Below are 13,685 nucleotides of genomic sequence, written 5' to 3'. Positions count from 1 at the left end.
CGCACCGCGATGGGCGAGCCCTACCGCACGCTGCTCGGCCATTTCCGACACGAGGTCGGCCACTGGTACTGGGACATCCTGGTGCGCGACGGCGGCGCGCTCGACGAATGCCGAGCGATCTTCGGCGACGACCGCCAGGACTACGGCGAGGCGTTGAAGACGCACTATGCCAACGGGCCGAAGCCGAACTGGCAGGAGGAATACGTATCGTCCTACGCCGCGGTGCATCCGTGGGAGGACTTCGCCGAGACCTGGGCGCACTATCTCCACATCGTGGATTCGCTGGAGGTTGCGGGGTCCTGGGGCATGACGATCCATCCGCGGCTCGACCGCGACGGCATCCTCACGACCGACCTCGACTTCAAGGTCTACGACGAGGCGACCACGATCGAGCAGATCAATGACGGCTGGCTCGCCGTCAGCCAGGCGCTGAACTCGATGAACCGTGCGATGGGCCTGCAGGACCTCTACCCGTTCGTCCTGTCGCCGACCGTCATCGGCAAGCTCGGCTTCATCCACGACCTCGTGCACGGCCGCATCGGTCACGCCGCCCGGCCGGCCGAGCGCGCGGCGCCTGTCGAGCCCGTGCCCGCGGCTGGCGCCACGGCCTCGGCCGAACAGCCCGTCGCCGCCTGAGGAGAGCCGCCACGACGCGGGGGTGAGATCCTCTTATCCCGCTATGCAATAAAGCGTCGCCCGGCCCCTGCCGGACGACGCCCGCGCTCCGCACAACACGACGCAACCCCCCAAGCCGGCGGCCGCGAGCCGCTAGCATGAACCATAAGCGAGACTACGGGCGCACATGGGGCATCAGCATCAGAGATGCAAGGAGGGCTGCAGTGCCGACCCGAGCCTTCGCCTGCTACATCGGCGTGAAATCGGTATCTGAGCGAATCCGGCGACAATAGGCCGCCATAAGCCGAGCGCAGTTCTCGATGTCCTCCAGGCTGACGACTTCGCAGGGCGTGTGCATGTAACGGAGCGGCACGCCGAGAAGCCCGGTCGCCATGCCCGAACGGTTGACCTGCATCATTCCGGCGTCCGTCGGCGTCACTGACGGAGCGCCGATGACTTGGGTGGCGATCCCATCCTCCTTCGCCGCCTCTTGGAGCAAGCGGAAGACGACCGGGTTGATGTTGGCGCCGCGCGTAATGCTCGGGCCGCGGCCGACGTCGAGCTGACCATACCGGGTCTTGCTGACGCCCGGGTAGTCGATCGAATGGCTCATATCGACCGCGAGCCCCGTCTGGGCTCCGATGTCGAATGCTGCTGTCTTAGCCCCGCGCGAGCCGATCTCCTCTTGGACGGTGGCCACGCCCCAGACACCGACCTCCGGGTGCAGCCCGCCGTCTTGTTTCAGCAGCCGCAGGGCTTCGGCGACGATGAAGCAGCCGGCCTTGTTGTCGAAGCCGCGCGCGCTTGCCCGTCCGCCCATCAGCGCCTGGAACTCGTACTGGTAGGTCGCGACGTCGCCGATCTGAACGATGGCCTCGGCTTCGCTGCGCGAAGTCGCGCCGATGTCGATCCATAGATCGTGCATCTCCGGTTTCTTCTTTCGCTCTTCCGGATCGAGGAGATGGATCGCCTTGCGCCCGATGACGCCCGGCACGCGCTCCTTACCATGGACCCAGACGAGCTGGCCGATCGGGATGACGCTGTCGTGGCCGCCGATCGCACTGAAGTACAGGAGACCCTCGTCGCTGATGTGGTGCACCATAAAGCCGATCTCGTCGAGATGGCCAGCCAGCATGATCTTCATCGGCGCGTCCGGGTTCAAGACAGCGGTGACGTTGCCGCTGATATCGGTCGCGACCCTGTGAGCGAAGGCCTTCGTATAGGTCCGGTAGACGGTCGCCGCAGGCTGCTCGTAGCCGCTTGGCGACGGGGCCTTCACGAGGCCCTTCAAGAATTCTAGTGACTCTGTTCTCACGGAAGACACGTCCTTCAGTTCCACCTGTTAAGAGGTGGACGGGAGATCGCCGACCGAACCCCTGGGCGGGATGAACAGTCCAGGGCGTAGTTTCGATCCAGCATTTGCCAGCGCGGCATAATGCGCTGGTGGATTCCTGCGAGAGCGCAGTGCCCAACTCCATCGGGTTTGCTAAACGCAAATTCCAATGGCCCCAATCCCAAGGCCTGAGGCGGATTTGCCGGATGGAGAGTTTATGCGTCTTCGGGTCGAGGCCGATCTGCAATACCGGCTTCCGAAGCCAGCCGATGTTCTTCTCGCAATTGAAGCTGCGCCGACCCTCGAGCAGAAGCTCTTGGACGATCGGCTTCGGGTCAACTCGCTTGGTGCACTTCGAACCGTTCAAGGAGATGACGGGATCGGGCGCCGAACCTGGGTCCGAGCGAACGGCGAGCTGATCGCAAGCTACCAGGGAACGTTTTTAATCGAACGCGAACCCGAGCCACTCTTAGGCTTGCCCGTGACGCCGCATCACGAGCTTCCGGCTGACGTCATCCCGTATTTGTGGCCAAGTCGCTTCTGCCAGTCTGATGTCTTTGTCTCCTTCGTGGAACGCGAGTTCGCCGGACTGGAGGGGGGCGCGCTGATCGCCGCTATGGCTTCCTGGATCCACGACCACATCGATTATCGCATCGGTTCAAGCCACGAAAAGACCAGCGCGGTCGACACGTTTCTGGCTCGAAGTGGTGTCTGCCGGGACTATGCCCACGTCATGGCGGCCCTCACGCGTGCTGCGGGCATTCCCGCACGCCTCGTATCGACCTACGCGTGGCAACTGAAGCCTGAAGACTTCCATGCGGTCGTGGACGTTTGGTTGGATGGCCGCTGGCGGCTCGTCGATGCAAGCGGCCTTGCTTCGACCGAGGGGCTGGTACGGATTGCTGTCGGACGAGATGCCACAGACATCGCCTTCATGACCGTGTTTGGTCGGGCTGATTTTGTGTCGCAGGTTGTACATGTCAGCAGGTTGGATGAAGCATCTATCAGAGGATAGGTCATCTACGCATTGGGGTAGCAACGGTCGAGATTGGATCGTGTAGACGTCGACGGCGCAAAACGATGCGCTGACGAAAAGTTTTGGCCTCATCGCCAATCTGCTTCGTCTTGACTTTATAGGCGACCCGCTCGAGCGCCGTGGGGTCTCGAGCGGGTCTTCGCGTCGACCGTAAGAACCGGTTGACGCAATACGGAAGCTTGAGTGCTGGCTACGGTAGGACAGCCAAGGGGAAGAGGGCTGTCCTCAGCCAACACCGGGAGGTTGGCCCAACGCCCTCAGATCAGGTGAGCCGCGCTGCTGGCGGCCGCGAACGAGAAGACGCCGATGATGCAGGCGGCACCCTTGTAGGCGAAAGGGCGAAGACGGCTGGGGACCGCAGATCCGATCGTCATCCAGAGCGCGCCGGCCGCGACCGACAGGCATGGGAAGAGAAGGAGGCCACTGATGGCCTGCGCGGGGAGCGCTGTCGGGATGATGATCGTTCCAACCAGCATGGCCTTCGGGTTCAGGAGCGTCGTCAGGAACACCTGCTTGATCGCCTCGCCGACCGCCGGTACCCGTTGTTCGACGGGCTGCGTCCAAAGCTTGTAGGCGGAATAAAGGAGCCACGCGGCCGCAACCCCCTTTAGCGCTGGGAGGGCGATCGGAATGTCCGCAAGGAGTTCGGACGCGCGAACGAACGCAAAGATCGCGATGACGTAGCCGGCAGCTTCCGCGAGCGGGAGCATCCAGGCCCTGCGCAGTCCCATGGCGGCGCTGCTGGCGGCGAGAATGGTGTTCGTCGGGCCCGGCGTCAGCAGGAGCGCCATCGAGGCCAGGACGAACGGCGCAAAGGTGTCGAGCGGCACGGGACCTTCCGGGTTCGGGATCGAGGCCAGAATGGCGTGAGGCGGATTGGGTTGCATGATGGCTAAGCCATTGCGAATGCTAAGGAAGGCTGACTTCACGCGCTCGTGATCCTTCCTTGGCTGCCGACGTTAGCGATGCCTGCCTGTCAGACATTGAGATGTGTCCGGCCGGCGAGCGGGGACAGCCATGCAGATCAACGACGACGTCATGCTTGTCTGGAGCGATGCGGAACAACGGCCGACGAACGAGCAGTGGTCCGGCAAGGCGGCGGATCGTTGGCCGTCGCTCGGCGAGGCCATCCGCTTTGCGATCGCCATGCAGGCGGACAAGGCAGCGCTCGGTCTGTCGCCTTGGATCTGGACGCCGTCGGGACACGTGTACTCGCCGGGTACGATCACCGCGATGGGACGAGCGTTCGAGGAGAACATGCTGCGCGCTCGAGGTATGCGCTCAGGGTTAGTTGCCCAGCCGCCAACGCAACGCAAGTGCAGCGGTAGTGGGACTACGTAGGTTGCGGACGGATCGCCTCCCAGCGTCTACTCGCTCGGCGTCGCTCGGCGCGACTGGGCGACCACCTTTCGAGGAGTGATTGGCTCGACCGGGTGGTTGATGGTCCGTCTGCTCTGGAATTTACTCCTGAAGATTGCTGCCGTTGCCGAAGGCGAACGACCTGGTGGCAAAAGCCTAACCGATCGATCTGACTGCGTAGCGGACTACTACCCATCGACCGGGAAACCGCGCAATGGTTCGAGCGGGAGTGAACGGCGGGGAGGAGGCCGGGATGTGCAGGTTGTTCGTAGGCGCGAGCGCGGACCTTTGGGAAAGCCAGACCCGATCCGTCCGGATGGACGGGATGGTCACGAGCGTTCGCCTCGAGAAGATGTTCTGGACGGTGCTCGAGGAGATCGCCGAGAAGGACGATCTCAACATCCCGCAGCTCCTCCACCAGTTGTACAATGAGTCGATCGACGAGGGACATGACCTCGGGAATTTCACGTCGTTCCTGCGCGTGTGCTGCCTTCGGTACCTGAACCTGCAACTCCAGGGCTTCCTCTCGAAGGAGCAGGGAAGCAACCTGAAGCCGGAAGAGATCCTTGCGCTGGAGGACGAGGCCAACCGGGCTCGCGAAAGCAGGAAAGCCGCAGCCCCGGTCGCCCTGCCGCGCAAGAGCCAGAAGTACATCCTGTGACGATCTACGAACGCTCGGCGGGAGGCGTTCCGAGCCCCAGCGACCGAACATCCGCTTTGGATCGCCCACGCCAGACTTCCGTTTCCAACAACGGGACAAGCGGAGCACGAGCGGGGACGGCACTGGCCGACGAACTGCGCGCGGTGGTCGGCGAGCGCAACCTCCTGACGTCGCCGTCCCGCATGCGCCGCTACGTCCGGGGGTACCGTTTCGGCGCCGGGCACGCCAGCGCCGTGGCGTTGCCCGGCACGCTCGTCGAGCTGTGGCGCACCGTTTCCCTGTGCATCAAGCACGGTGCCGTAGTCGTCATGCAGGCAGCGAACACCGGGCTTACGGGCGGATCGACGCCCTTCGGCGACGACTACGATCGCGACGTCGTCGTGGTCGGCACGCTGCGCCTTCGCTCCCTCCTGCTGCTTGACGGGGGGCGCCAGGTTCTCGCCTTCCCCGGCACGACGCTCGACACGCTCGAGAAGGCGCTGAAGCCGCTGGGCCGCGAGCCGCATTCGGTGATCGGGTCATCGTGCCTCGGCGCGTCCGTCATGGGCGGGGTATGCAACAACTCCGGCGGCTCGTTGATCCGGCGCGGTCCGGCCTACACCGAGCAGGCCCTGTTCGCTCGGGTGACGCAGGACGGCCGGCTGGAGCTCGTGAACCATCTGGACGTCTCGCTCGGGACGACCCCGATCGAGATCCTCGAACGGCTCGACAGGGGCGACGTACCGCCCGACGCCGTCGGCCACCCAGCCGGCAGACGGGCCTCGGACGGGGAGTACGGCGAGTACGTCCGCGACGTAAATGCCGACACGCCGGCCCGCTTCAACGCGGACCCCCGTCGCCTCTTCGAGGCATCGGGTTCGGCCGGACGTCTCATCGTGTTCGCGGTCCGTCTCGACACGTTCGAGGCCGAACGGGACACCCGGGTCTTCTACCTGGGCACCAATGACCCCGGCGAACTCACTGAGTTGCGGCGCGAGATGCTGGCGAGCCCGATGCCGCTGCCGATCGCCGCGGAATACATGCATCGCGATGCGTTCCGGATCGCCGAGCGATACGGCAAGGACACCTTCCTCCTCGTTCGACGCCTTGGTACCGCGCGTCTCCCGGCCCTCTTCTCGTGGAAGAGCCGCTTCGACAGCTTCGCCGAACGGATCCCGTTCCTGCCGCGCAACCTGTCGGATCGGCTCCTTCAAGCTGCTTCGCATCTCTTCCCGTCTCATCTTCCGCCGAGGCTCACCGCCTTCCGGGACCGCTTCGAGCACCATCTGATGATCAAGGTGTCGGGCGAAGGGGCGATGGCTCTCGCCAAGCTTCTGGCCGATCGGTACCGGAACCCGCAGACCGACCACTTCGAATGCACGGCTAAGGAGGGCTCCGCCGCCTTCCTTCACCGTTTCGCGACCGCGGGAGCGGCGATCCGCTACGACGCCGTGCAGGGACGTCGCAGCGGCGGTGTGGTGGCTCTCGACATCGCGCTTCCGCGAAACGAGCGTGACTGGACGGAGCGCCTGCCGTCAGAGATCGAGGGCGAGATCGTCCACAAGCTCTACTATGGCCACTTCTTCTGCCACGTCTTCCATCAGGACTACCTCCTGCGGGAGGGAGCGGACTGGCACGCCGTGAAGGGAAGGATGCTGGCGCTGCTGGACACGCGCCGGGCTCGCTATCCCGCGGAGCACAATGTCGGGCATCTCTACAAGGCCGACCCCGTTCTGGAGCGGCACTATCGCAGCCTTGATCCGTGCAATTGCCTGAACCCTGGGATCGGGCGCACCAGCAAGCTGCTCCGGTGGCGTAAGGCGGCCGCGACTCCGGCACTCTGACGACTCGGTGGTCGCTGCGACAACCCGTCTCAACACGAGGTCCACACAGGATTTTTTACCCGCTTCGCCGTCTGTCCTACCCCTTTACTACCATCCGTCTCTGTAATCACTCTAAGCTCTCATCCGTGTCGGCAAGCCGATGAAAAAGCATTCTGGGAGAGAGGCTTGGCCAAACTCATTCATTCGATGATCCGTGTCCTCGACGAGGCGCGTTCGGTCGATTTCTACAAGCAGGCGTTCGATCTCGAGGTGGCCGATCGCATCGAGTTCGACAGCTTCACGCTCATCTACATGCGGAACGCGGGAAGCGATTTCGAACTGGAGCTCACGGTCAACAAGGGAACCGAGACACCCTACGACCTCGGCAACGGCTATGGGCATCTGGCCGTTTCCGTGGCCGATCTGAAGGCCGAACACCAGCGCCTTCTCGATGCCGGGCTTTCGCCGAAGGACCTGAAGACGTTGAACGCCCCGGGCGGCGGGGCGGCGAACTTCTTCTTCATCGAGGATCCCGACGGCTACAAGATCGAGGTTCTCGAGCGCTCCTGGCGCTTCAAGTGACCGTCTAGCACTGCAACTCTGGCGCCGGTGCTGGGAGGCACGTCGCGGCGCCCTAACGGGAGGACTGAACGATGACGAGATCGACCTCGTCGGCGAACGACCTGTCGCGCCGACGTTTCCTCAAAAGTGCGGCCTCCGGCATCATTGCGATGACGGTGATGCCGAGCGGCCTCGTGACCGGCCGGGCCTTTGCCCAGATGCCCCAGGCCACCGAGCCCGAGACCTTCGCGTCCCTCGTGCAGATGTCGCGGGATTGCTACCCCCACGACAAGATCGAGGATCGCTTCTACGCGACCGCCGTGCAGATCCTCGACGAGGCCGCCCGCGCGCTTCCGGCCGAGCGCGACCTTCTCGAGAGCGGCATGGGAAGCCTGAACCAGGCCGCTGCCGACCGCTTCGGCAAGCCCTATGCCAAGGTCGAGAGCGAGGCCGATCGCGTCGAGCTCCTGAAGGCTATGGAGGACACCGCCTTTTTCCAGAAGGTGCGCGGCAACCTCGTGGTCGGTCTCTACAACCAAAAGGAACTCTGGCCGATCTTCGGCTACGAGGGCGCCTCCTACGACAAGGGCGGCTACCTCGAGCGCGGGTTCGACGACATCGACTGGCTCGCCTGATCGCGCCGGCGCGCGCAGCCCGAACCTGCAACACCGTTTGAGCCGGCGACCGCAAGCACCCGCAGGGAGGCGGGCGTGGTCGATGCCGGATGGGAGAAGAAGCCATGCCCGCACCTTATGAACTGAACGACGACAGCGTGTTCGTCATCGTCGGCTCCGGCGCCGGCGGCGGAACGCTGGGCGCCGAGCTCGCCATAAAGGGGATCGACGTCGTCGTCCTCGAGGCGGGAAAGCGTCACGAGACCTGGGACTTCATCAACGACGAATGGGACTCGTTCGCCCAGCTCGCCTGGGGCGACAAGCGCATGACGTCCGGCTCTTGGGACATTTCCCGGACCTTCCCGAACCTCCCGGCCTGGATCGTGAAGTCGGTCGGCGGCTCGACGGTGCACTGGGCCGGCGCGTCGCTGCGGTTCCAGGAGCACGAGTTCAAGACACGTACCCACTACGGCGAGGTCAAGGACGCCAACCTCCTCGACTGGCCGATCGACCTGAAGGAGATGGAGCCCTGGTACGCCAAAGCCGAGGACCGGATGGGGGTGACTCGCACCAACGGCATCCCCGGCCTGCCGGGCAACAACAACTTCAAGGTTCTTGAGGCGGGCGCCAAGAAGATCGGTTACAAGGAAGTCCACACGGGCAACATGGCGATCAACTCGCAGCCGCGCGACGACCGCGGCTCGTGCCTCCAGATCGGCTTCTGCTTCCAGGGCTGTAAGTCCGGCGCCAAGTGGTCGACGCTCGTGTCGGAGATCCCGAAGGGCGAGGCGACGGGACGCCTGGAGGTTCGGCCCGAAAGCCATGTGCTGCGCATCGAGCACGACGCGAGCGGCAAGGTGACGGCGGTGGTCTACGCCGACGCGCAGGGCGTCGAGCAGCGGCAGAAGGCCCGTGCGGTGGCAGTCGCAGGCAACTCGATCGAGAGCCCGCGCCTGCTCCTGAACTCGAAGTCCTCAATGTTCCCGGATGGGCTCGCCAACTCGTCCGGCCAGGTCGGCCGCAATTACATGCGCCACACCACGGGCTCGGTCTACGGCGTGTTCGACAAGCCCGTCCACATGTACCGCGGCACCACCATGGCCGGCATCGTTCGCGACGAAGCGAGGCACGACCCGTCCCGCGGCTTCGTCGGCGGCTACGAGTTCGAGACCCTTTCGCTCGGCTTGCCGTTCATGGCGGCGTTCCTCGACCCGCAGAAGTGGGGCCGGGACTTCGCGGACGCGATGGACAACTACCAGAACCTCGCCGGCCTCTGGATCGTGGGCGAGGACATGCCCTGCGAGACCAACCGCATCACGCTGGCCGAGGAGAAGGACAAGTTCGGCATGCCCGTCGCGTCCGTGCACTTCGACGACCATGAGAACGACACGGCGATGCGCAACCATGCCTACAAGCAGGGCTCGGCGATCTACGAGGCCGTCGGTGCGCTCCGTAGCATTCACACCCCGCCGTATCCTTCGACCCACAACCTCGGCACCAACCGCATGAGCGAGAACGCCCGTGACGGCGTCGTCAACCGCTTCGGCCAGACGCACGACATCCCGAACCTGTTCGTGTCGGACGGATCGCAGTTCACCACGGGCGCCGCCGAGAACCCGACGCTGACGATCGTGTCCCTGGCGCTCCGTCAGGCGGACCACATCGCCGGACGCATGTCCCGCGGCGAGCTCTAAGGCGTCCATGCGGTCGCCGGGAGAGTCCGGCGACCGCTTCCGTTTTTCCTGTCCCCCGGTTGCATGGGTCGGCTCGTCCGGCAACGCCTCCACGCGCCCGTTTTCCAGAAACGAAGGTCCACGACGATGAAGCTGACTGTTCTCGCTGCTCTGATCCTACTCGCCCCGACCGCAGCGCATGCCGCCGAGATTGAGGTTCAGATGCTGAATGCCGGCGCCAAGGGGGCGATGGTGTTCGAGCCCGATTACATCGAGGCCAAGCCTGGCGACGTGATCGTCTTCAAGCCGACCAGCAAGGGACACGACGTCGAATCCATCAAAGGCATGCTCCCGGAAGGCGTCGACCCATTCAAGAGCGCCTTCAACGAGGAGTACCGACTGACGGTCTCCAAGGAAGGTCTTTACGGTGTGAAGTGCACGCCCCACTACGGCATGGGCATGGTGGCGCTCATCAAGGTAGGCGAGCCGGTGAACCAACCGGAAGCGATCGCAGTCAAGCATCCGGGCAAGGCCAAGATGGTCTTCCAAGAGCTGCTGGCGAAGTCCGGCTCCTGATGCCGATCTCGAAAATCCTTGTCGCCAATCGCTCCGAGATCGCGATCCGCGTGTTTCGCGCGGCGAACGAGCTGGGCTTGAAGACGGTGGCGATCTGGGCGGAGGAGGACAAGTACGCCCTTCACCGGTTCAAGGCGGACGAGAGCTACCAGGTCGGGCGCGGCCCGCATCTGTCCCGCGACCTCGGGCCGATCGAGAGCTACCTGTCGATCGAGGAGGTGATCCGGGTCGCGAGGGAGTCCGGCGCCGACGCGATCCATCCGGGCTACGGCCTCCTGTCGGAGAGCCCGGAATTCGTCGATGCCTGCGCGCAGGCCGGCATCACCTTCATCGGCCCGACGGCCGACACGATGCGCCGCCTCGGCAACAAGGTGGCCGCGCGCAACCTCGCGACGCAAGTCGGCGTGCCGGTGGTGCCCGCGACCGATCCGCTGCCCGACGACATGGAGGAGGTCAAGCGTCTCGCCGAGACCATTGGCTATCCCGTGATGCTGAAAGCCTCCTGGGGCGGCGGCGGGCGCGGCATGCGCGCCATCCGCAAACCGGAGGACCTCGCGCGCGAGGTGACCGAGGCCAAGCGCGAGGCCAAGGCCGCCTTCGGCAAGGACGAGGTCTATCTCGAAAAGCTCGTCGAACGCGCCCGCCACGTCGAGGTGCAGATCCTCGGTGACACGCACGGGACGGTGGTCGATCTCTTCGAGCGCGACTGCTCGATCCAGCGGCGCAACCAGAAGGTCGTGGAGCGCGCGCCGGCCCCTTATCTTGATGACACGAAGCGGCGCGAGCTCGCGTCCTACGCGCGCGCCATCTGTGCGGCGACGAACTATGTGGGCGCAGGCACCGTCGAGTTCCTGATGGATGCCGACACCGGCGCCTTCTACTTCATCGAGGTGAACCCGCGCATCCAGGTCGAGCACACCGTCACCGAGCAGGTGACGGGCATCGACATCGTGAAGGCGCAGATCCACATCCTCGACGGGCACGCGATCGGGACCCCTGAGAGCGGCGTCCCGCGCCAGGAGGACATCCGTCTCAACGGCCACGCCCTCCAGTGCCGCATCACGACGGAAGACCCCGAGCAGAACTTCATCCCCGACTACGGCCGCATCACCGCCTATCGCGGCGCGACGGGCTTTGGCATTCGGCTCGACGGCGGCACGGCCTATTCGGGCGCGGTGATCACCCGCTTCTACGACCCGCTCCTGGAAAAGGTGACGGCCTGGGCGCCGAGCCCGGAGGAGGCGATCGCGCGCATGCACCGAGCGCTGCGCGAGTTCCGCATCCGGGGCGTCGCGACCAACCTCACCTTCCTCGAAGCGATCATCACGCACCCGGCCTTCGCCGACAACTCGTACACGACGCGCTTCATCGACACGACGCCCGAGCTCTTCGCGCAGGTGAAGCGCCGGGACCGCGCGACGAAGCTCCTGACCTATCTCGCCGACGTCACCGTCAACGGCCATCCCGAGACGCGCGGGCGCCCGAAGCCGCCGGCGGACGCCCGCAGGCCCGTCGCGCCGCGCTTCGACCGGCCGATCCAGCCCGGCTCGCGCCAGCGGCTCGAGGAACTGGGGCCTAAGGGCTTTGCCGACTGGATGCTCGCGCAGGCCGAAGTGCTCGTCACCGACACGACGATGCGCGACGGTCACCAGTCGCTGCTCGCGACCCGCGTGCGCACCCACGACATCGTCGGCATCGCGGATGCCTACGCCAGAGCGCTGCCGCAGCTTCTCTCGCTCGAATGCTGGGGCGGGGCGACCTTCGACGTCGCCATGCGCTTCCTGACCGAAGATCCGTGGGAGCGCCTTAGCGCGATCCGCGAAAAGGCGCCGAACATCCTTCTCCAGATGCTGCTACGCGGCTCCAACGGCGTCGGCTACACCAACTATCCCGACAACGTCGTGAAGCGCTTCGTCGCGGAGGCGGCCGCCGGCGGCGTCGATCTCTTCCGCGTCTTCGACTGCCTGAACTGGGTCGAGAACATGCGCGTCTCGATCGACGCGGTGATCGAGTCCGGCAAGCTGTGCGAGGGCGCGATCTGCTACACGGGCGATCTCTTCGATCCCGCCCGCTCGAAATACGACCTCAAGTACTATGTGAGCCTCGCCAAGGAGATGGAGCGCGCGGGCGCGCACATCCTCGGCGTGAAGGACATGGCGGGCCTCCTGAAGCCGGCGGCCGCCCGCATGTTGATCAGGACGCTGAAGGAGGAGGTGGGCATCCCGATCCACCTCCACACGCACGACACTTCCGGCATCGCAGCCGCGACGATCCTCGCGGCGGTGGATGCCGGCGTCGACGCGGTGGACGCGGCGATGGACGCGCTATCCGGCAACACCTCGCAGGCTTGCCTCGGCTCGCTCAACGAGGCGCTGAAGGGGTCGGAGCGCGACCCCGGCCTCGACCAGGACGCGATCCGTCGCATCTCCTTCTACTGGGAGGCCGTGCGCAACCAGTATGCCGCCTTCGAGAGCGACCTGAAGGGGCCGGCGTCGGAAGTCTATCTCCACGAGATGCCGGGCGGCCAGTTCACCAACTTGAAGGAACAGGCCCGCTCGCTCGGCCTCGACACGCGCTGGCACGAGGTGGCCAAGGCCTATTCCGAGGCGAACCTGATGTTCGGCGACATCGTGAAGGTGACGCCGTCCTCCAAGGTCGTCGGCGACATGGCCCTGATGATGGTGGCGCAGGACCTGTCCGTCACTGACGTCGAGAACCCCTCGCGCGACATCGCCTTCCCGGACTCCGTCGTCTCCATGCTGCACGGCGATCTCGGCCAGCCCCCCGGCGGCTGGCCGGAAGGGCTGCAGCGCAAGGCCCTGAAGGGCGAGGCGCCGATCATGGTGCGCCCGGGATCGCTGATCCCCGACGCCGACCTCGACGCCGAACGCGCGAAGGTCGAGGAGAAGCTCGGCCGCAAGGTGAGCGACCAGGAATTTGCCTCCTACCTGATGTATCCGAAGGTCTTCACCGACTTCGCAGTTGCCGCTGACACCTACGGTCCCGTCTCGACCCTGCCGACGCCGAACTACTTCTACGGCATCGAGACGGAGGAGGAGATCCTCGTCGACCTCGAGCCCGGCAAGACGCTCGTCATCCGCTCGCTCGGCTCGGCCGATACGGACGAGAAGGGCAAGAAGACGGTGTTCTTCGAACTGAACGGCCAGCCGCGCCGCATCAAGGTGCCCGACCGCGCCAGGGGCAACGGCTCGGGGGCCGCGCGCCCGAAGGCCGAACCCGGCAACGCGGCGCATGTCGCGGCCCCGATGCCGGGCGTCGTCTCGACGCTGGCCGTGCGGCCCGGCCAGAGCGTCAAGGCCGGCGATGTCCTCCTGTCCATCGAGGCGATGAAGATGGAGACCGCGCTCCACGCCGAAGCCGACGGCACGGTGGAAGCCGTCCACGTCAAGGCCGGCGACCAGATCGACGCCAAGGACCTGCTCGTCGTATTCGCC

General features: G+C 65.2%; 12 protein-coding genes. 10 read left to right on the top strand and 2 right to left on the bottom strand.

The genetic code is table 11. From position 1 onward, the window contains the following. Positions 1-636, top strand: a 636-nt coding sequence (locus BM175_RS21830; protein ID WP_175526972.1) for a putative zinc-binding metallopeptidase, incomplete at its 5' end; no start/stop codon positions are given. Positions 637-862: 226 nt separating this feature from the next. Here BM175_RS21830 and BM175_RS21825 read toward each other — a convergent pair. Beyond that, on the bottom strand, positions 863-1,930 hold the full coding sequence (locus tag BM175_RS21825) for a M20/M25/M40 family metallo-hydrolase (protein WP_090966881.1): 1,068 nt from the start codon (positions 1,928-1,930) through the stop codon (positions 863-865). A 235-nt stretch (positions 1,931-2,165) separates the two neighbouring features. Between BM175_RS21825 and BM175_RS23295 the strand changes: the two genes are divergently transcribed. Next, the gene (locus BM175_RS23295; protein WP_090966877.1) at positions 2,166-2,963 is read left to right on the top strand and encodes a transglutaminase-like domain-containing protein; all 798 of its coding nucleotides are present in this window, start codon (positions 2,166-2,168) and stop codon (positions 2,961-2,963) included. A 278-nt stretch (positions 2,964-3,241) separates the two neighbouring features. On the opposite strand, the gene BM175_RS21815 is transcribed toward BM175_RS23295, so the two are convergent. Beyond that, entirely contained in the window at positions 3,242-3,871 is a 630-nt protein-coding gene (locus BM175_RS21815; RefSeq protein WP_090966875.1) for a LysE family translocator, read from the bottom strand. Positions 3,872-4,001: 130 nt separating this feature from the next. Between BM175_RS21815 and BM175_RS21810 the strand changes: the two genes are divergently transcribed. The 8 genes from BM175_RS21810 to pyc all read left to right on the top strand — a co-directional run. Continuing rightward, positions 4,002-4,325 (top strand): hypothetical protein, encoded by a 324-nt coding sequence (locus BM175_RS21810; protein WP_090966873.1) that lies wholly within the window; start codon positions 4,002-4,004, stop codon positions 4,323-4,325. Positions 4,326-4,596: 271 nt separating this feature from the next. Beyond that, entirely contained in the window at positions 4,597-5,004 is a 408-nt protein-coding gene (locus BM175_RS21805) for a ribbon-helix-helix domain-containing protein (RefSeq protein WP_090966879.1), read from the top strand. 56 nt (positions 5,005-5,060) lie between these two features. Further along, on the top strand, positions 5,061-6,827 hold the full coding sequence (gene dld, locus BM175_RS21800) for a D-lactate dehydrogenase (RefSeq protein ID WP_090966871.1): 1,767 nt from the start codon (positions 5,061-5,063) through the stop codon (positions 6,825-6,827). A gap of 165 nt (positions 6,828-6,992) precedes the next feature. Continuing rightward, positions 6,993-7,388, top strand: coding sequence for a VOC family protein (locus BM175_RS21795; RefSeq protein WP_090966869.1), 396 nt, complete (start codon positions 6,993-6,995; stop codon positions 7,386-7,388). A 71-nt stretch (positions 7,389-7,459) separates the two neighbouring features. After that, positions 7,460-8,002 (top strand): gluconate 2-dehydrogenase subunit 3 family protein, encoded by a 543-nt coding sequence (locus BM175_RS21790; RefSeq protein ID WP_090966867.1) that lies wholly within the window; start codon positions 7,460-7,462, stop codon positions 8,000-8,002. Positions 8,003-8,106: 104 nt separating this feature from the next. Next, complete coding sequence (locus BM175_RS21785) at positions 8,107-9,675, top strand: GMC family oxidoreductase (protein WP_090966865.1); 1,569 nt, start codon at positions 8,107-8,109, stop codon at positions 9,673-9,675. 126 nt (positions 9,676-9,801) lie between these two features. Next, positions 9,802-10,230, top strand: a complete 429-nt coding sequence (locus BM175_RS21780; RefSeq protein WP_090966863.1) for a pseudoazurin — start codon at positions 9,802-9,804, stop codon at positions 10,228-10,230. Beyond that, the coding region (gene pyc / locus BM175_RS21775) for a pyruvate carboxylase (protein ID WP_090966847.1) at positions 10,230-13,685 on the top strand (3,456 nt) is incomplete at its 3' end. The genes BM175_RS21780 and pyc, both read left to right, overlap by 1 nt.

Origin of the sequence: Aureimonas phyllosphaerae, from assembly GCF_900113065.1 — a bacterium.
Taxonomy (GTDB): domain Bacteria; phylum Pseudomonadota; class Alphaproteobacteria; order Rhizobiales; family Rhizobiaceae; genus Aureimonas; species Aureimonas phyllosphaerae.
Note: the sequence above shows the minus strand (reverse complement) of the source record. Positions and strands in the feature narration are given on the sequence as shown.